This is a genomic window from Klebsiella sp. C239 (assembly GCF_048822715.1).
Taxonomy (GTDB): Bacteria; Pseudomonadota; Gammaproteobacteria; order Enterobacterales; family Enterobacteriaceae; genus Klebsiella; species Klebsiella quasipneumoniae.
The window spans coordinates 349,836-367,726 of sequence record NZ_JBMEZK010000003.1 but is presented as its reverse complement, the minus strand read 5'-3'; the positions used below and the strand labels follow the sequence as shown (position 1 = coordinate 367,726).

The window sequence follows — 17,891 nt, the reverse complement described above, 5'->3', positions numbered from 1 at the left end:
CCTCCGAAGTTAAAGTTGGTCGTTAAGGAGTTCAGCCGAGTGGGCGGGTACCTGACGCATCTCCAGCCGAATGCCTTTTTCTTTTAGCGCTCTGCTATGGGCGATTTCCTCTTCGGTCAGATAGATGGCCTTGCCGAATTGTCTTGCCCCTTCCTTCTGTGGCAGACCGCCGTAATTAATTGCGCTAATTCCCGGGACTTTTTCTACCAGCGCGAGGGTTTCAGCAGTATTGCCAAGGACCACCATGACTTTTTTATGATCCAACTTGCCGCCGTTAAGCTTTTCCGCCGCCTGTTCAACGGTGGCGATGTCCAGCGTGACGCCCGCCGGCTTGGCCAGGTTAAGCGACATCGTAATGAAGGCATCCGCCGCGGCTTTGGCGTTAGCGACGATGATATGATCGATATCCAGCGCTCGGGTCCAGGCAAAAACCACCTGGCCGTGCAGCAGCCGATAATCAATGCGCACGAGTTTAATCATGAGATTCTCCCTGTGGGTCAGAGGATGGTTGTGTTAGTAGAGGGTTGATGAAAACAATGGATTCACGCGCCGCGCTGGTGGCGTAGACAATCGCGGACTCGGTAGTGGCTTCTTCGCACAGCAGAAACTCCAGCAGCAGAGTCAGATTGATGCCGGCGACCACGAAAACGTTACGATGACGCATCAAGACGCTCACGGCGCTATTGTTGATACTGCCGCCAAGCAGGTCGGTAAAGATCACCACTTCATCACCATTCGCCTGGACGATGAGATGCTCCAGGGTTTGCTCCAGCTGTTCGGTGGTCACGATATCTTCGTCATAGGCGCAGACCGGGATAACGCCGTGTTCGTCACCAATCAGCAGCGACAAACTGTTCACCAGTCCGCGAGCAAAATGGCCGTGGCTGGCCACATAGATATGTTTCACCCGGTTTCTCCTTCATCCAGATAGCGGTATCTGTTAAGAGCAAAGGGCGTGCCAGAAATAAAAAATATTAATTATCAATTAATTAAAGCGGCTGGTTCACACTAAAGACGTTATTCCTGGCACAAGCGGGCTTATTAGCGCCAGAAACCTGGCACAAACGGCAGAAAAAGAGGGGGAAAGAGTGGGGGAAGAAAGTCCCGGGCGAGACGCTGCTGCGCCATGGCCCGGGCGTTCCCGGCAGAAGGGAATTAAATCTCGGTAATCGTCGTCGACTGCGGCAGACGCGACTTCGGCAGGGAGGCGTTAAAGTCTTCAACGCTATGATGGCCGACCGGGACCACCACCAGGCTGGTGTAGCCCTGGGCTTTCAGGTCAAATTCCTCATCGAGGATCGCAAAATCAACCCCTTCAATCGGCACGGCGTCGAGACCCATCGCCGCTACGCCCAGCAGGAAATTGCCGACGTTGAGATACACCTGCTTCGCCATCCACTGATCGTCATCCTTCAGCTCTTTGCGGTGCATATCGGCAAAGAAAGTGCGACCCTTATGGTTAGCGGCTTTTGCGTCCGGGGTGGCGAAACGGCCATCGGCCTCTTCCTGATCCACGACGCGCTGCAGCCAGGCGTCGTCCATCGCGGTTTTCGCGCAGAACACCACCACGTGCGAGGCGTCGAGAATTTTACGTTCGTTGAACACGTAGGTACCGCTGGCGGCTTTCGCCACGCGGGCTTTCCCTTCATCGGTGCTGGCGACGATAAAGTGCCACGGCTGGGAGTTGGTGCTAGACGGGCTGTACTGCAGCAGCGTTTTCAGCTGTTCCGCTTCCCCGGCAGTCAGCTTTTTCGTGGCGTCAAAGGCCTTGGTGGAATAGCGCTTCAAAGCGACCGATACGATATCCATAACTCTTCCTCACAGTTTACAGCACCTTACCGGTGCGTTCAGGAGAGGAAGAGTACAGCGAAGATCGCCAAATGATAAGGGTGAAAAATGCGATAACACTTATCGCGTTTGGCTGAAAATCAGCGCGGACGCAGGCGCTGCTGGGCCTTTTTGCTCAGCTTGTTCACCACCTGATGCCATGAGTCGTCAATCAGCTCGGCCAGCAGATCCTCGCTGATGTCGTCCCCCGGCACCACCGTGATCCAGTGTTTCTTGTTCATATGGTAGCCCGGTTCGATACTGCGATAAATTTCCTGATTGAGCAGCGACTTCTGCGGCTCGGCCTTGAGGTTGACCAGCGCCCGGCCGCGAATGGTCATGGTGATCATAAAGATGCGGCCGTCGACCTTAAACACGTCGTACTCCGGCCCAAAGGGCCAGCAGTGCTCGGTAAACGGGTAGGTCAGGGCGATACGGTGGGCGCGGGGGTGCAGCGTTTCCGGCGTCATTTGGCGTCCGCCTCATGCAGGGCGTTCCACATGGCTTCAAAACCGAGGGCGATAATCTCCCGGGCGCGCTGCGGATCGTGGCTGGCGAATTCGATAGTGGTTTCCGCCAGCGACAGAAACAGGGCATCGCCAAAGGCGCGATACGCTTCGCTGAGGAATATCTCTTTCACCGACAGCTGGCACATTTCGTTGAGCTCCGGAAAACTCTCTTTCACCTGGCGGCGGGTTTCGTCCGTGATGCGCTCGCTGAGCGCCATCCGGCGGATCGCCTTGTGCTCCATCGGGTTGCGCACGCCCCAGTCGATATAGCTGTTCCAGATATTGCGCGCGTTCTCTTTCGGGCGCTTTTCGTCCGGATCCAGCCCGGCGATCATCATCCGCACCAGGCGCAGCTTAATGGCGAGGTACAGTTCGTTGAGCAACTCATCCTTGGTGGCGAAATAGCGAAACAGCGTCCCCTCGGCAACCCCGGCGCTGCGGGCGATGGCCGACGTTGAGGCGGCGATGCCGGACTGGGCGAAAGCCGCGGCGGCAGCTTCCAGTAACGCTTGCTTTTTATCTTCACTCTTTGGACGAGCCACTACATTTTTCCTCACGCAGGTTTAAACAAACCGCCGATCTTTGCACGTCTGACCAGGTCGCTGCAACGGCGGAACGCAAAAATTGAAAATCGTCTTGACGACTTTCATCACATTCCTAATAATGAGTGCGTACTCACTCATAATCAAGTTATATCATAAAGCCTCCGGGATGGGGGCTTTTGTCTGGTCAGGATATGAACCGTGTCACTTTCAGCGTGGTCGCCATCATGTTACTCGCAGCAGCAACGACATTGCCGTTTGTCCTCAATGCCGGTTTTGGTAAGGCGCCGCAGGGGGCACAGCTTAGCCAGGTGGAAGCGTCTCCCCACTACCGGGACGGCCAGTTCCATAACCAGCTGCCCACGCCGGGATTCACCGGGCAGAAAAATATGCTGGCGGCGTGGTGGGATTTTTTGATGACCAAACGGGAAAACGCCCGTCCCGCGCAGCCGCTGCCGCTGGTGAAAACCGATCTGGCGACGCTGCCCCTCGGGCAGGACGTGATGGTCTGGCTCGGCCACTCTTCCTGGTATCTGCAGCTGGCGGGAAAACGCATCCTGATCGACCCGGTGTTCAGCGATTACGCGGCGCCGTTCTCCTTTATCAATAAAGCCTTCCCCGGCGATTATCCGTGGCGAGCGGAAGGGATGCCGGCGATCGATCTGCTGATCGTCTCCCACGATCACTACGACCATCTGGATTACGCCACCATCCGCGCTCTGCTGCCGAAAATTAAGCGGGTCATTACGCCGCTGGGGGTTGGGTCGCACCTGCGCTACTGGGGAATGGACGGGGCGCTGATTACCGAAGCGGACTGGCAGCAGGCGATTCCGGTTAGCGATGAGCTCAGCGTCCACGTCCTGCCGGCGCGGCACTTTTCCGGCCGTGAGCTGAAGCGCAACCAGACGCTGTGGGCCAGTTTTCTGTTCGTTACCCCGCAGCAAAAGATTTATTACAGCGGCGACAGCGGGTATGGGCCGCACTTTAAAGCGATAGGCGATGAGTTCGGTCCGATCGATCTGGCGATCATGGAGAACGGACAGTATGACCAGGACTGGAAATATATCCACATGATGCCGGATGAAACGGCTCAGGCTGCCGATGACCTGCGCGCTCGCGCGGTGCTGCCTGGGCATGCAGGACGATTCGTTTTGGCGAAACACAGCTGGGATGAACCGTATCAACGGCTGGCGGCTGCCAGCGAAGGAAGGGGCTGGCGTCTGCTGACGCCTGTGCAGGGCGAGCCGGTGTGGGTCGCCGATAAGACGCAATCATTTAACGCCTGGTGGCGCTAAGCGCCAGTGCAGTATCAGAGGAGAGAGCATATGACGATTTCCGCTCAGGTGATTGACACTATCGTCGAGTGGATTGATGACAACCTGCATCAACCGCTGCGTATTGATGATATCGCTCGCCATGCCGGGTATTCGAAATGGCATCTGCAACGGCTGTTTTTACAGTATAAAGGGGAGAGCCTGGGGCGCTATATACGCGAAAGGAAGCTGCTGCTGGCCGCCCGCGATCTGCGCGACACCGATCAGCGGGTCTACGATATCTGCCTGAAGTATGGCTTCGATTCGCAGCAGACCTTTACCCGCGTCTTCACCCGGACCTTCAATCTGCCGCCGGGCGCCTACCGTAAAGAGAACCACAGCCGCGCCCACTGAGGCGCGCCCTTCCTGATTTAGCGTTCGAGGGAAAACCAGCGACGCCACACCCAGCGCAGCACCAGATACTCAATGGCGCCCAGCGCCAGGAACCACAGACAAAACAGCACGGTATAAAGCTGGTTGAGATCCATCATATGGAATGTCTCAACCAGCTTTTGCGCCAGCGTCAGGCCCAGCGACGGCGCGGGCAACAGCAGACAAGAGAGCAGGGCCAGCAGTAAGATCCCGGCGGCGGAGAGGAGCGTTTCCAGCGGATGTTTCATGTCATGTTAATCATCAGTTAAAAAACATATTGTCCGGCAAAATAACACCTAACGCAATATGCTTTGTATTTTACTCGCCTTAATGCGCCTCTGTTTAATATTATTGCCTGCGTTGTCTTCGCATGTTAATTAATCTGAAATAATTTGTAATTAAATTAAATCCCGTTGCTTGTAAATTAACGTCATTATTATGCCAGCGCTTTTACAAAACTATAAGTGCTATACCCCACCAGCGTGGCAGCGATGATGGCCAGCAGGATGTACAGCGCCAGACGGCGTCCGCGGTAGATTCCAAACATATTTGACCTCGTTTAGTTTTGGTTTATTAATATTCTGTAATAGTTGGTTCGTGGAATTAACTTACCACATATTTTTTATTTTGCGAAAAATTTAGGCTTGTAATGGTTCACATTTTTATCGGCTTTTTCGCCACCTTTTATTGCATTGGCCAGGAATGATTTCAGGCTTTCCGACTCACGGAATTTATAAGGAAAATGTAATTTGACCAAGATGAATAACCCAAAGTTTACGACGCCCTCGGGCGACACCGCGCCACGGCAGGTCTGGCAGCAGACCGTTGACGCAGTGCTGGCGCAGACCAAAAGCCAGGCCGCTGGGTTAAGTTCCGCAGACGCCGCCGAGCGCCTGAATACCTGCGGGCCGAACGCGCTGCCGGAAAAGAAGGGAAAACCGGCCTGGCTGCGCTTTCTCGCCCACTTTAACGACGTACTGATTTATGTGCTGCTGGCCGCCGCGGCGCTCACCGCCATCATGGGGCACTGGGTCGATACCCTGGTGATCCTTGGCGTGACGGTGATTAACGCCCTGATCGGCCATATCCAGGAGAGCAACGCCGAAAAATCCCTGCAGGGGATCCGCAACATGCTCTCCAGCGATGCCCGCGTCCAGCGTAACGGCAAACATGAGACTATCCCGACGCGCGACCTGGTTCCGGGGGATATCGTTATCCTGCGCGCCGGCGACCGCGTGCCGGCGGATATGCGGCTGATTGAAACGCACAACCTGCGGGTGGAAGAGGCGATCCTCACCGGCGAGTCGACGGTGGTGGATAAAATCACCGACGCGCTGGAGGGCGACCTGCCGCTGGGCGACCGGGTGAACATGGTCTTCTCCGGGACCACCGTCAGCGCCGGCGGCGGCGTCGGCGTGGTGACCGCCACCGGCGCGCAGACCGAACTCGGCCATATCAACCAGATGATGGCGGGCATTGAGAAGCACCGCACCCCGCTGCTGGTGCAGATGGATAAGCTCGGCAAAGCGATTTTCGTCATTATCCTCGCCATGATGGTGGCGCTGTTTATTTTCAGCCTCGCGTTGCGGGACATCCCGATGGGCGAACTGCTGCTGTCGCTGATTAGCCTGGCGGTGGCTGCGGTACCGGAGGGACTGCCGGCGATCATCTCGATTATTCTGTCGCTCGGCGTGCAGACGATGGCGCGCAAGCGGGCGATTATCCGTAAGCTGCCGACCGTGGAAACCCTTGGCGCCATGACCGTGGTCTGCTCGGATAAAACCGGCACCCTGACGATGAACGAAATGACCGTCAAGGCGATCATCACCGCCGACTGCTGCTACCGGGTGGAAGGCGACAGCTATGAGCCGCAGGGGCGGATCTTCCTTGAGGGGAGCGATGAGCCCGTGCAGGTTCAGCCGGGTACCGTGCTGGAGACCTGGCTGCGCACCATCGACCTGTGCAACGACAGCCAGCTTACCCAGGATGAGCGCGGCCTGTGGGGGATCACCGGCGGGCCAACCGAAGGGGCGCTGAAGGTGCTGGCGGCGAAAGCGCAGCTCCCGGCGGTGGAGGCCCGTCTGGTGGCCAAGATCCCTTTTGACTCGCAGTACAAATATATGTCCACGCTGCAGCACATCGATGGCGACGCCCGGGTGCTGATCACCGGTGCGCCGGACGTCATCTTCGCCATGTGCCGCGAGCAGATGACCCGCCAGGGCGCGGTGCCCTTCGAGGCGCAGTACTGGGAAGAGGAGATGGCGCGCTTCGCCCGTCAGGGGCTGCGCATGGTGGCGGCGGCCTGTAAGCCGGCCAGCGTTGATGCCACCACGCTGAACCATGAGGATCTGCAGGAGGGACTGATTTTCCTCGGCATCGCCGGGATGATGGATCCCCCGCGTCCGGAAGCGATTGACGCTATCCACGCCTGCCAGACCGCCGGCATCCGCGTGAAGATGATCACCGGCGACCACCCGCAGACGGCGATGAGCATCGGCCAGATGCTGGGGATCACCAACAGCAGCCAGGCCATGACCGGCTACCAGCTGGAGCACATGGACGATGCGGCGCTGGCGAAGGCGGCGGTGGAGTACGACATCTTTGCCCGCACCAGCCCGGAGCATAAGCTGCGCCTGGTGAAAGCCCTGCAGGATAACGGCGAAGTGGTCGGCATGACCGGCGACGGCGTCAACGACGCGCCGGCGCTGCGCCAGGCCGACGTGGGTATCGCCATGGGCATCAAAGGCACCGAAGTCACCAAAGAGGCGGCTGACATGGTGCTTACCGATGATAACTTCGCCACCATCGCCAGCTCGGTGAAAGAGGGCCGTCGGGTCTATGACAACCTGAAGAAGACCATCCTCTTCATCATGCCGACCAACCTGGCGCAGGGGCTGCTGATCATCATCGCCCTGCTGGCGGGGAACATGATTCCGCTGACCCCGGTGCTGATCCTGTGGATGAACATGGCGACGTCGGCGACCCTCTCCTTCGGCCTGGCCTTTGAGGCCGCGGAGCGCAACGTGATGAACCGCCCGCCGCGTAAAACCGGCCAGCACGTGATGGATGGTTTCGCCGTGTGGCGGGTGGCTTTCGTCGGGTCGATGATTGCGATTGCCGCCTTTATCCTTGAGGCCTGGCTGGCGCCGCGCGGCCACAGTCCGGAGTTTATCCGCACCGTGCTGCTGCAGATGCTGGTGACGGCGCAGTGGGTCTACATGATCAACTGCCGCAGCAGCGACAGCTTCTCCCTGAGCATGGGCCTGCTGCGCAATAAAGGCATCTGGCTGGTGACCGGTGTCCTGCTGCTGATGCAGCTGGTGATTATCTATGTCCCGCTGATGCAGAGCATGTTTGGCACGGAAGCGCTGCCGCTGCGCTACTGGTTTGTCACCCTGGTCATCGGCATCGCCATGTTCCTGGTGGTGGAAGTCGAGAAGCGTCTGACGCGCCGGTTCCGCAAAACGGCCTGATCGATCTCGCGCGCCTGGCTGCAGGCGCGCGTTACTTTCGCAAGGATCCTCTATGATTAACACCTTTCGCTTTGCGCTGCTGGCCTGCGTCCTGGGCGGCAGCGTCCTGACGGCGACCGCCGCGCCGGCGGTGCCGGTCCGCATCGCCACGGTAGAACGGGCTCCTCACGCTGAAGAACGCGCCATCCCCGGGCGGGTCGAGGCGATCCGCGCCGTCGACATTCGCGCGCGCACCGAAGGGGTGATTGTTCAGCGCCACTTCCAGGACGGGCAGTATGTGACCGAGGGCGACCTGCTGTTTACCCTCGACGACGCGCAGCCCCGCGCGGCGCTGGCCCTGGCGCAGGCCGAGCTGAAAAGCGCCGAAGCCTCGCTACGCCAGTCGCAGCAGCTGCTCACTCGCTATGAGCGGCTCATCAACAACCACTCCATCAGCCGCAACGACCTCGACACGGCCCGGATGCAGCGCGACGTCGCCGCCGCCGCCGTGCAGCAGGCGAAAGCCCGCGTCGAGGCTCAGCAGATTGTGCTCGGTTATACCCGGATTGCGGCGCCGGTGACCGGGCGGGTGGGCCACAGCGCCTTTCACGTCGGGACGCTGGTCAACCCGTCCAGCGGGGTGCTGGCGGACATCGTGCAGCTCGATCCGGTACGGGTGTCGTTTGCCCTCGACGAAGCCGCGTTTTTCAGCAAAACCGGCCAGCATGCCGACATCCACGCCCTGAAGCAGGCATGGCTGGCGCAAATTGACGTGGATGGCAAACGGCGCGACGGCGTGTTGACCTCCATCGATAACCGGATCGACGCCCGCACCGGCAGCGTGGCGGTGCGGGCGGAGTTTGCCAATCCGCAGCACCGTCTGCTGCCGGGCGGCAGCGTGACGATCCTGTTCCGTCCGCAAGCGCTGTCGTCGCGGGTGATGATCCCGGCTGCCGCCGTGCAGCAGGATCCGCAGGGCTTTTTCAGCTGGGTGCTGAAGCCGGACCACACCGCCGGGCAGCGTCGTCTGACCCTTGCGGGGCAACAGGGGCAGCAGTTTGCGGTCGAGAAAGGGCTGCAGGCGGGCGAGCAGGTGATCACTGACGGCGCGCAGCGGCTGCGCGAAGGCGCCGCGGTGCAGGTGCTGAACTAGCTAAGGAGAGGGGATGCTGACCTTTTTTATCCGTCGTCCGCGATTTGCGATGGTGATCGCGCTGCTGCTGACCTTTGTCGGCGCGGTATCGCTGAAGCTGATCCCGGTGGAGCAATACCCGGCGATCACGCCCCCGGTGGTGAACGTCACCGCCAGCTGGCCGGGCGCCAGCGCGTCAGACGTGGCGGAGGCCATCGCCGCCCCGCTGGAGACCCAGCTCAACGGCGTCGATCATATGCTGTATATGGAGTCCACCAGCTCGGACGAGGGGACGTACCGCCTGAGTATCACCTTCGCGGCAGGCACCGATGCCGATCTGGCGGCGATCGACGTGCAAAACCGGGTGGCGCAGGCGCTGGCGCAGCTTCCGGCGGAAGTGCAGCAGAATGGCGTCCAGGTGCGCAAGCGCGCCAGCAACCTGCTGATGGGGGTAAGCCTTTACTCGCCGCTGGGCACGCTGTCGCCGCTGTTTGTCAGCAATTACGCCAGCACCCAGGTGCGCGAGGCGCTGGCCCGCCTGCCCGGCGTCGGCGAGGTGCAGATGTTTGGCGCCCGGGATTACAGCATGCGCATCTGGCTGCGCCCGGACCGCATGAACGCCCTTAACATCACTACGGATGACGTTGCCCAGGCGCTGCGCGAGCAGAATGTGCAGGGGGCGGCGGGGCAGGTGGGCACCCCACCGGTGTTCAACGGCCAGCAGCAGACGCTGACCATCAACGGACTGGGGCGTCTGAACGAGGCGGCCAGCTTTGGCGAGATTATCCTCCGCCGCGGCGCGCAGGGGCAGCTCGTGCGCCTCGCCGACGTGGCGACCATCGAGCTGGGCGCCCGCAGCTACAGCTCCGGCGCGCAGCTGAACGGTAAAGCGTCGGCCTATCTGGGGATCTATCCGACGCCTACCGCCAACGCCCTGCAGGTCGCCAGCGCGGTGCGCGCGGAGCTTAACCGCCTGCACACTCGCTTTCCGGCGGATCTCACCTGGGAGGTGAAGTTCGATACCACCCGCTTTGTGGCGGCGACGATCAAAGAGATCGGCGTCTCGCTGGCGCTGACCCTGCTGGCGGTGGTGGTGGTGGTGTCGCTGTTCCTGCAGAGCTGGCGGGCGACGCTGATCGTGGCCCTGGCGATCCCGGTGTCACTGATCGGCACCTTTGCGGTGCTCTATCTGCTGGGCTACAGCGCCAACACCCTCAGCCTGTTCGCGATTATTCTTGCCCTGACGATGGTGGTGGATGACGCCATTGTGGTGGTGGAGAATGTCGAAACCAAAATGGCGGAAGGACTGGATCGCCTGCAGGCCACCGCCCAGGCGCTGCGGCAGATCGCCGGGCCGGTGATCGCCACGACCCTGGTGCTGTTGGCGGTGTTTGTGCCGGTGGCGCTGCTCCCGGGGATCGTCGGCGAGCTGTATCGGCAGTTTGCCGTGACGCTCTCCACCGCGGTGGCCCTGTCGAGCCTGGTGGCGTTAACCCTGACCCCGGCCCTCTGCGCGCTGCTGCTGCGCCCGCGACCCGCCCGGCCGGCGGCAGTGTGGCGGGCGTTTAACCGTCTTCTCGACGGCACCCGCGACGGCTATGGCCGGCTGGTGGGGTGGATGAACCGCCGCCCGTGGCTGGCGCTGGCGGCGACGGTGGCGGCGGGCGCGCTGGTGGCGTTCAGCTTCACCTCGATGCCGAAAGGCTTCCTGCCGCAGGAAGATCAGGGCTACCTGTTTGCCAGTGTGCAGCTGCCGGAGGCGGCGTCGCTGGAGCGTACCGAAGCGGTGATGGCCCAGGCGCGCAAGCTGCTGACGGCTAACCCGGCGGTGGAGGATGTGATTCAGGTGTCCGGCTTCAACATTCTCAACGGCACCAGCGCCGCTAACGGCGGGTTTATCTCGGTGATGCTCAAGGACTGGCATCAGCGGCCGCCGCTGGATACGGTGATGGCGGATATTCAGCGCCAGCTGCTGTCGCTGCCGGAGGCGACGATCATGACCTTCGCGCCGCCGACCCTGCCGGGCCTGGGCAATGCCTCGGGGTTTGATCTGCGCATTCTGGCGCAGGCCGGTCAGTCGTCGGCGGAGCTGGAGCAGGTGACGCGGGAGATCCTTCAGCTGGCGAACCAGCATCCGCAGCTGAGCCGGGTATTTACCACCTGGAGCAGCAACGTGCCGCAGCTGACCCTGACGGTCGACCGCGATCGGGCGGCGCTGCTGGATGTGCCGGTGGCGCAGATCTTCAGCAGCCTGCAGACGGCGTTCGGCGGCACGCGCGCCGGCGATTTCAGTCTTAACAACCGTGTCTATCATGTGGTGATGCAAAATGAGATGCAGTGGCGCGAGCGGGCTGAGCAGATTAGCGAGCTGTACGTCCGCAGCCGCGACGGCGAGCGGGTGCGGTTGAGCAATCTGGTCACCATTACGCCGACGGTGGGGGCGCCGTTTATTCAGCAGTACAACCAGTTCCCGTCCGTGTCGGTGAGCGGTTCAGCGGCCGAGGGGGTCAGCAGCCGCACGGCGATGGCGGCCATGGAGCAGATTTTGCAGGCCCATCTGCCGCCGGGGTATGACTACGCCTGGAGCGGGATCTCCTGGCAGGAGCAGCAGACCGGCAATCAGGCGGTGTGGATCGTGCTGGCTGCGGTGGCGATGGCGTGGCTGTTCCTGGTGGCGCAGTATGAAAGCTGGACGCTGCCGGCGAGCGTCATGCTCTCGGTGCTGTTCGCCATCGGCGGAGCGCTGGTCTGGCTGTGGACGGCGGGCTATGCCAACGATGTGTATGTCCAGATAGGGCTGGTGCTGCTGATCGCCCTGGCGGCGAAGAATGCGATTCTGATCGTTGAGTTCGCCCGCAGCCGGCGCGAGGAGGGGCTGTCGATAGTCGACGCCGCGCGCGAGGGCGCCACCCGCCGCTTCCGCGCGGTGATGATGACCGCGGTGTCGTTTATTATCGGCATCATGCCGATGATGCTCGCCACCGGCGCCGGGGCGCAGAGCCGGCGGATCATCGGCACCACGGTGTTCAGCGGGATGCTGGTGGCGACGATGGTTGGCATCCTGTTTATTCCTTCGCTGTATGTGCTGTTTCAGCGTATGCGCGAGTGGGCGCATCGGCGGGGGTAAGCGCGGCGCTACCGGTCGGTAACGGGGATACCCCAGGCTACAACGACTACCGGGCGGTCCCCTCTCCCTTTGGGGAGAGCCGGGGTTAGGGGGAATTTTCCGTTCACGTTGCGTTTGGCAGAAAAGGGTAGTCCTTCGCTGGTGAACGGGTAAAGGGGGAGAAAACCGTCTCCCCCTTTACAATCCCCCCGGTCCCGCAGAGAAATCGGTGCTGCGCACTACGCTCACCTCCCGGTCGTCCGCCTGCGGTCGGCTCAACTCGATACTACTCGTCCCATCCCTGGGACTCGCCCCTGCGGGGCCAGCGCAAGCGCTGTTCAAAATTGCTCCCGGCAATTTTGTCGTGTCTCGAATCGCCTCTGGCCGCCCTCCGTGGCGGCCAGCCCTTGTCTGCCGACCTCCGGTTCGCCGATTTCAGCGGGAATCGGCTCCGCTGCACGCCCGTAGTTTTCAGAGGCCATACCATAGCGATCAGAATATATCCGTTAAAAATTGTATGTGCCTTTCTCCGTGGCCCCGCTGTGTATACCGGGGCTGCAACGACGACCGGGCGATCCCCTCTCCTCTGGGGGAGAGCCGGGGTCAGGGGGAATCGGCCCCGCTGCACGCCCGTAGTTTTCAGGGGCCATACCATAGCGAGCAGACTTGTAGGCCCGGTAAGCGCAGCGCCACCGGGCAAGGACATCGGGCACGGCGGCAATCCCTTGCCCGGCCTGTCGTTAATTTATTCAGTCTCCTGGCTGGAATGGCTGCCCCCAAACGCGCCCGCTATTTCCTCTCCACCGTAATCATGCTCACGAACGGATGATACTGCCACGGCACGCTGCCGCCTTTGCGGTACATCTTCGACAGGGTGCCGTCGAGATAAAGCATCTGCCGCACCCCAAGCTTTGACTGCGCATAGCAGGCAAAATCATAGAAGTTGGTCTCGCGCTCGCTGAGCATAAACACCACCCGGCCCTGCTTATCGATGCCAACGCCGTTGCGCAGTTTGCGCGAGCTGGCGGAGGGCTTCAGCCGCCAGTTGATAGCGCCATTTTCAATCAGCATCGGGCCGGACTGCACCGCATAGCGGATGGCGGGAGAGCGTTTAAACGCCGGCAGCGGCACGATTTTCGCCCGGCCGTTCTCCACCAGGAATACGCCGCCGGGGCGGATAAAGAAGTTCCCGCCGCCGGCGGAGCGGTTTACCGGCGTCAGGCGCTTGCCGTCTTCGATATACAGCCCCAACGGCGCGTAGGCCTTATCGTAAATGCCGCCGTTCATCGCCATCTGCACCCGGCCATCGCCATCGATACCCGCCAGCAGCGAACGCAGGGAACCCCAGGCTTTGCCGTGCCGATCCTGCCAGTACATCGCAATGCGCTCTTTCTGCGCATCCACCCGATAGCTCTGCAGGGTCAGCGTCGGGTCGGTGAGGGTACAGGCGGCGCTGGCGAGGGTGGCCAGGGGCAGCAGCGCCAGGGGGAGCAGGCAGCGTAATAACATGGGCGGTCCTTTCTATGGTCTGCGCCGAGTATACCCGCCTCGCTGCCTTATGCCGCCCAAATCTCACAGTGTTTTTGCACCAGCCCGGAAAGCGAACCGCCGTTGGCGATAAACTCGCGCATCTGCTGCGCCTCGCTGTGCGGCGATTTCGCCTGGCGAACCACCGCCTCCAGCGCCGCCGTCGCCTTCAACTGATGGGCGAAAGGAGCCAGCCGGTCGGCGAGCTGCAGGATCTCCTGGCGGATGCTGCGCTGCTCCCCGCCGCGCACATCGGTGAGAGTCCCGTCCAGCCCGTAGCGACAGGCCTGATAGCGGTTAAAAGGGTACAGCAGATAATCGTCAGGCTGGTGCTTAAAAGGACGCTCCGTCAACAGCCAGCAGGCCAGGGTCTGAATAAAGCCGGCGATGTGGATCGCCTGGGCGAGGGTCAGGGGGGTATCCATCACCCGCACCTCGACGGTCCCAAACTGCGGGCTGGGGCGAATATCCCAGTGCAGATCCTTCATGCTGTCGATCATGCTGGTGTAGCTCAGCTGGCGGAACAGGCGACGAAACCCCTGCCAGTCGGCCACCCACGGCATCGGGCCGTTGTCGGGATAAGAGGAGAAGCGGTTGAGGCGCGAACAGGCGAAGCGGCTGTCGGTGCTGTCGAACCACGGCGAGGCGGCGTTAAGGGCGATGAAATGCGGCACAAAGCGCGACAGGCCGTGCAGCAGATAGATGGCGTCGTCGCCGCTCTGGCAGCCGACGTGCACATGCTGGCCAAAGACCGTCGCCTGCTGCGCCAGATAGCCAAAATGCTCGACGGTTTTGACATAGCGCGGATTGTCGCTGATCTGCTGGCGCTGCCAGGCATGAAAGGGGTGCGAACCGCCGCCGCAGATCTGCAGATGATGATGCAGCGCCGCGCGCTGGACCGCCTGCTGGATGGCGCTGAGCTGGGCTTGCGCATGGCTGATGTCGCGACACACCCCGGTGGCGATCTCCAGCATGCTCTCGGTGATATCGTGCTTGGCTTCTCCCACGGTCAGTTCATGCTGGACGTCGGCAATCAGAGTCGAGGCATCCTGGCTGAGGTCGTAACCCGGCGGGTTCACCACCTGCAGCTCCAGTTCGATACCGAGGGTAAAAGGATCGGAGCGGTGAAAATCGGCTAAAGGCATAGTCTCTCCCGGTCGATGTGTTCTCTGAAGTATAGAAGGGATTGTTCCCGGCGGAGAATACGCCGCGGCGGGGGAGGGGGAAGCATAAAAAAGTGACGCGACGTGATTATTTAAATTTTGCGATATAGCGACTGGTGCAATTCTGCAACATATTTCCCGCTGGCGGTGCGGCAGAATAAGGTTGAATTATTTTCCCATAATTATCATGGTGATAATATAAGTCCTTCTTATTTTATCGGTCGGTTTCGGCCTATTTCCGCCCGCACCAGAGCTGGTACGCATTTTGCCTGTTAATCAGTGACACTTTATTTAACAGGGATCATGTGATGCACAAAACGACGTTATTTTCGCGTGCCGGTCGTCTCGCCGTGGCGGTGAGCGGCGCACTGGCCCTGGCGGGCGCCGCCTTACCTGCCAACGCCTCCACGCTGCGGATCGCCATGACCGCCGCGGATATTCCGTTGACCCTCGGCCAGCCGGATCAGGGCTATGAGGGCAACCGCTCTACCGGCATCCCGCTGTACGACGCGCTGGTGGAGTGGGATCTGTCGCAAGGGGAAAAGCCCAGCGGTCTGGTGCCGGGGCTGGCGACCGAGTGGCACATCGATCCGCAGAACACCCGCCGCTGGATTTTCACCCTGCGTCCGGGGGTGAAATTTCATGATGGGAGCGAGGTGAACGCCGACGCCATCGTCTGGAACGTGGATAAGGTGCTCAATAAAGCAGCGCCACAGTACGCCCCGGGTCAGATCGGCAACACCCTGTCGCGGATGCCGACCCTCGCCGGCGCGGAGAAAATTGACGATCACACCGTGGCGCTGACCACCTCGGAACCGGACGCGCTGCTGCCGTACAACATCACCAACCTGTTTATTGTCTCGCCCACGGCGTGGCAGAAGCAGTATGACGCGGTGCCGGCCAGCGCGGGCGATAGCGCCGCGCGCAGTAAACAGGCGTGGACCGCCTTCGCCGCCCATGCGGTGGGCAGCGGCCCGTTCAAACTGGAGAAGCTGGTGCCGCGTCAGCAGCTGATCCTCGCGAAAAACCCCGACTACTGGAATAAAGATCGCATTCCCCGGGTGGATAAGGTGGTGCTGATCCCCTTGCCGGAGGCTAACGCCCGCACCGCGGCGCTGCTGTCGAAGCAGGTGGACTGGATTGAAGCCCCGGCGCCGGACGCCATCGATCAGATCAAGTCTCAGGGTTTTCACCTCTACGCCAACACCCAGCCGCACCTGTGGCCCTGGCAGTTCTCCTTTGAAAAAGGATCCCCGTGGCAGGACATTCGGGTGCGCAAAGCGGCCAACCTGTGTCTGAACCGCGCCGAGCTGAAGAGCTACCTCGGCGGCTATATGACCGAGGCCACCGGGGTCTACGAGGCCGACAGCCCGTGGCATGGTAAACCCACCTTCCAGATCAAATATGACCCGGACGCCGCCCGTCAGCTGATGACCGAGGCCGGATACAGCGCCGGCAAGCCGCTGCACGTCACGGTGGCGACCTCGGCTTCCGGCTCCGGGCAGATGCAGCCCTTGCCGATGAACGAGTATATCCAGCAGAGCCTGAAGAGCTGCTTCTTCAATGTGGATATCAAAGTGGTGGAATGGAACACCCTGTTCACCAACTGGCGTCTGGGCGCCCGGGATCCCTCGGCAAAAGGGATCGACGCGATCAACGTCAGCGCCGCGGTCAACGATCCCTATTTTGGCCTGATCCGCTTCTCCACCGCCAAAGCGTTTCCGCCGGTGGCGACCAACTGGGGCTACTTCTCCACTCCGGAGACGGAAAAACTGGCCGCCGCCGTCAAGCACGCCTTTACCCCGGAAGCGATGAATAAAGCCGCCGGCGAGCTGCACGCCGCGCTGGTGGATCAGGTGCCGTTCCTGTTTGTCGCCCACGACGTCGGGCCGCGCGCGATTTCGCCCGCGGTGACCGGGGTGGTGCAACCGCAGAGCTGGTTTATCGACCTCAGTCTGGTGAGCAAAAAAGAGTAATCGCGAAAGGGGCGACCGATGATCAATACGCTGCTATACCGCATTCTGCTGGCTATCCCCACCATGCTTGGGGTGGCGGTGATCTGTTTCATGCTGGTGCAGATAGCGCCTGGCGACCCGCTGGTGTCGGTAATGCCGCCGGACGCCTCGGAGGCGCTGCGCCAGACGTTGATGCAGGCCTACGGCTTTGATAAGCCGCTGCCCCTGCAGTTTATCCACTGGCTGTGGCGGGCGCTGCACGGCGACCTCGGTATGTCGGTCGCCACCGGCCGCCCGGTGATTGACGAGGTGATGACCGCGGTAAGCTACTCCCTGCGCCTGGCGCTGCTGGCGACGGCGATCGGTTTCGTCCTCGGCAGTCTGTTCGGCTTTGTCGCCGGCTATTTTCGCAACAGCGTCATTGACCGTCTGGCCTCGGTGTTGTCGGTGTTTGGCGTCAGCGTGCCGCACTACTGGCTGGGGATGCTGCTGGTGATCCTCTGCAGCGTCAAGTTCGCGCTGCTGCCGGCCACCGGCGGCGGGCCGATAGGCGAGGTGGGCTGGCAATGGGACTGGGCGCACCTGCAGTTCATGCTGCTGCCGGCCATCACGCTGTCGGTGATCCCGACCGGGATTATCGCCCGCACCGTGCGCTCGCAGGTCGCCGATATCCTCAGCCAGGAGTTCATCGTTGGCCTGCGCGCTCGCGGGCTCAACGAGTCGCGCATCTTTGTCCACGTCATGAAAAATGCCGCGCCAACCGCGCTGGCGGTGATGGGGCTGCAGGTGGGCTATCTGATGGGCGGCTCGATCCTCGTGGAGACCGTCTTCTCCTGGCCGGGAACCGGACTGCTGCTCAACACCGCCATTTTTCAGCGCGACCTGCCCCTGCTGCAGGGCACCATCTGGGTGCTGGCGCTGTTTTTCGTATTGCTCAACCTGTTGGTGGATATTCTGCAGACCACCCTCGACCCGCGCATTAAGAGGAGCTGA

At 61.1% G+C, this 17,891-nt stretch carries 15 protein-coding genes; 7 read left to right on the top strand and 8 right to left on the bottom strand.

Going from position 1 to position 17,891, the window contains the following annotated elements; translation table 11 throughout:
• Positions 1 to 9: 9 nt before the first annotated feature.
• The 5 genes from ACOI6Z_RS10615 to ACOI6Z_RS10595 all read right to left on the bottom strand — a co-directional run bounded on the left by ACOI6Z_RS10615 (position 10) and on the right by ACOI6Z_RS10595 (position 2,878).
• The gene (locus ACOI6Z_RS10615) at positions 10 to 480 is read right to left on the bottom strand and encodes a PTS sugar transporter subunit IIB (protein WP_023288730.1); all 471 of its coding nucleotides are present in this window, start codon (positions 478 to 480) and stop codon (positions 10 to 12) included.
• Positions 473 to 907: a PTS sugar transporter subunit IIA gene (locus ACOI6Z_RS10610; RefSeq protein WP_048296967.1), complete on the bottom strand. Its 435-nt coding sequence runs from the start codon at positions 905 to 907 to the stop codon at positions 473 to 475. The genes ACOI6Z_RS10615 and ACOI6Z_RS10610 overlap by 8 nt, the downstream gene beginning before the upstream one ends.
• Before the next feature lie 248 nt (positions 908 to 1,155).
• Positions 1,156 to 1,809, bottom strand: a complete 654-nt coding sequence (gene nfsB, locus ACOI6Z_RS10605) for an oxygen-insensitive NAD(P)H nitroreductase (RefSeq protein ID WP_023288731.1) — start codon at positions 1,807 to 1,809, stop codon at positions 1,156 to 1,158.
• Positions 1,810 to 1,928: 119 nt separating this feature from the next.
• The gene (locus ACOI6Z_RS10600; protein WP_101990211.1) at positions 1,929 to 2,297 is read right to left on the bottom strand and encodes an MmcQ/YjbR family DNA-binding protein; all 369 of its coding nucleotides are present in this window, start codon (positions 2,295 to 2,297) and stop codon (positions 1,929 to 1,931) included.
• Complete coding sequence (locus ACOI6Z_RS10595) at positions 2,294 to 2,878, bottom strand: TetR/AcrR family transcriptional regulator (protein WP_023288732.1); 585 nt, start codon at positions 2,876 to 2,878, stop codon at positions 2,294 to 2,296. Before ACOI6Z_RS10595 ends, ACOI6Z_RS10600 begins: the two co-directional genes overlap by 4 nt.
• Positions 2,879 to 3,057: 179 nt before the next feature.
• On the opposite strand from ACOI6Z_RS10595, the gene ACOI6Z_RS10590 reads away from it, so the two are divergent.
• Together ACOI6Z_RS10590 and ACOI6Z_RS10585 are read left to right on the top strand one after the other, a co-directional pair.
• On the top strand, positions 3,058 to 4,173 hold the full coding sequence (locus ACOI6Z_RS10590) for an MBL fold metallo-hydrolase (protein ID WP_420687280.1): 1,116 nt from the start codon (positions 3,058 to 3,060) through the stop codon (positions 4,171 to 4,173).
• Positions 4,174 to 4,203: 30 nt separating this feature from the next.
• Positions 4,204 to 4,545 (top strand): RamA family antibiotic efflux transcriptional regulator, encoded by a 342-nt coding sequence (locus ACOI6Z_RS10585; RefSeq protein WP_004202492.1) that lies wholly within the window; start codon positions 4,204 to 4,206, stop codon positions 4,543 to 4,545.
• A gap of 17 nt (positions 4,546 to 4,562) precedes the next feature.
• On the opposite strand, the gene ACOI6Z_RS10580 is transcribed toward ACOI6Z_RS10585, so the two are convergent.
• Positions 4,563 to 4,811 (bottom strand): DUF1158 domain-containing protein, encoded by a 249-nt coding sequence (locus tag ACOI6Z_RS10580; protein WP_002893037.1) that lies wholly within the window; start codon positions 4,809 to 4,811, stop codon positions 4,563 to 4,565.
• Between the two features lie 501 nt (positions 4,812 to 5,312).
• Between ACOI6Z_RS10580 and ACOI6Z_RS10575 the strand changes: the two genes are divergently transcribed.
• The 3 genes from ACOI6Z_RS10575 to ACOI6Z_RS10565 are packed head-to-tail and all read left to right on the top strand — an operon-like array spanning position 5,313 to position 12,274.
• Complete coding sequence (locus ACOI6Z_RS10575) at positions 5,313 to 8,036, top strand: cation-transporting P-type ATPase (protein ID WP_023288734.1); 2,724 nt, start codon at positions 5,313 to 5,315, stop codon at positions 8,034 to 8,036.
• A gap of 52 nt (positions 8,037 to 8,088) precedes the next feature.
• On the top strand, positions 8,089 to 9,168 hold the full coding sequence (locus tag ACOI6Z_RS10570; RefSeq protein WP_087827243.1) for an efflux RND transporter periplasmic adaptor subunit: 1,080 nt from the start codon (positions 8,089 to 8,091) through the stop codon (positions 9,166 to 9,168).
• Between the two features lie 13 nt (positions 9,169 to 9,181).
• Positions 9,182 to 12,274, top strand: coding sequence for an efflux RND transporter permease subunit (locus ACOI6Z_RS10565; RefSeq protein ID WP_048296972.1), 3,093 nt, complete (start codon positions 9,182 to 9,184; stop codon positions 12,272 to 12,274).
• A 768-nt stretch (positions 12,275 to 13,042) separates the two neighbouring features.
• Here ACOI6Z_RS10565 and ACOI6Z_RS10560 read toward each other — a convergent pair.
• Both ACOI6Z_RS10560 and ACOI6Z_RS10555 read right to left on the bottom strand, forming a co-directional pair.
• On the bottom strand, positions 13,043 to 13,762 hold the full coding sequence (locus tag ACOI6Z_RS10560; RefSeq protein WP_064155700.1) for a phosphodiester glycosidase family protein: 720 nt from the start codon (positions 13,760 to 13,762) through the stop codon (positions 13,043 to 13,045).
• A gap of 47 nt (positions 13,763 to 13,809) precedes the next feature.
• Positions 13,810 to 14,925: a YbdK family carboxylate-amine ligase gene (locus ACOI6Z_RS10555; RefSeq protein ID WP_048296974.1), complete on the bottom strand. Its 1,116-nt coding sequence runs from the start codon at positions 14,923 to 14,925 to the stop codon at positions 13,810 to 13,812.
• A 326-nt stretch (positions 14,926 to 15,251) separates the two neighbouring features.
• Here ACOI6Z_RS10555 and ACOI6Z_RS10550 point away from each other — a divergent pair, with 326 nt between their 5' ends.
• Both ACOI6Z_RS10550 and ACOI6Z_RS10545 read left to right on the top strand, forming a co-directional pair.
• Positions 15,252 to 16,919, top strand: a complete 1,668-nt coding sequence (locus tag ACOI6Z_RS10550; RefSeq protein ID WP_420687277.1) for an ABC transporter substrate-binding protein — start codon at positions 15,252 to 15,254, stop codon at positions 16,917 to 16,919.
• 18 nt (positions 16,920 to 16,937) lie between these two features.
• Complete coding sequence (locus tag ACOI6Z_RS10545; protein WP_023288740.1) at positions 16,938 to 17,891, top strand: ABC transporter permease; 954 nt, start codon at positions 16,938 to 16,940, stop codon at positions 17,889 to 17,891.

Bases quoted from the DNA above. Each gene is read 5' to 3' on its own strand.
- ACOI6Z_RS10560 (WP_064155700.1), bottom strand. From the start codon at position 13,762: ATGTTATTACGCTGCCTGCTCCCCCTGGCGCTGCTGCCCCTGGCCACC.
- nfsB (WP_023288731.1), bottom strand. From the start codon at position 1,809: ATGGATATCGTATCGGTCGCTTTGAAGCGCTATTCCACCAAGGCCTTT.
- ACOI6Z_RS10600 (WP_101990211.1), bottom strand. From the start codon at position 2,297: ATGACGCCGGAAACGCTGCACCCCCGCGCCCACCGTATCGCCCTGACC.
- ACOI6Z_RS10570 (WP_087827243.1), top strand. From the start codon at position 8,089: ATGATTAACACCTTTCGCTTTGCGCTGCTGGCCTGCGTCCTGGGCGGC.
- ACOI6Z_RS10585 (WP_004202492.1), top strand. From the start codon at position 4,204: ATGACGATTTCCGCTCAGGTGATTGACACTATCGTCGAGTGGATTGAT.
- ACOI6Z_RS10615 (WP_023288730.1), bottom strand. From the start codon at position 480: ATGATTAAACTCGTGCGCATTGATTATCGGCTGCTGCACGGCCAGGTG.
- ACOI6Z_RS10550 (WP_420687277.1), top strand. From the start codon at position 15,252: ATGCACAAAACGACGTTATTTTCGCGTGCCGGTCGTCTCGCCGTGGCG.
- ACOI6Z_RS10565 (WP_048296972.1), top strand. From the start codon at position 9,182: ATGCTGACCTTTTTTATCCGTCGTCCGCGATTTGCGATGGTGATCGCG.
- ACOI6Z_RS10545 (WP_023288740.1), top strand. From the start codon at position 16,938: ATGATCAATACGCTGCTATACCGCATTCTGCTGGCTATCCCCACCATG.
- ACOI6Z_RS10555 (WP_048296974.1), bottom strand. From the start codon at position 14,925: ATGCCTTTAGCCGATTTTCACCGCTCCGATCCTTTTACCCTCGGTATC.
- ACOI6Z_RS10580 (WP_002893037.1), bottom strand. From the start codon at position 4,811: ATGAAACATCCGCTGGAAACGCTCCTCTCCGCCGCCGGGATCTTACTG.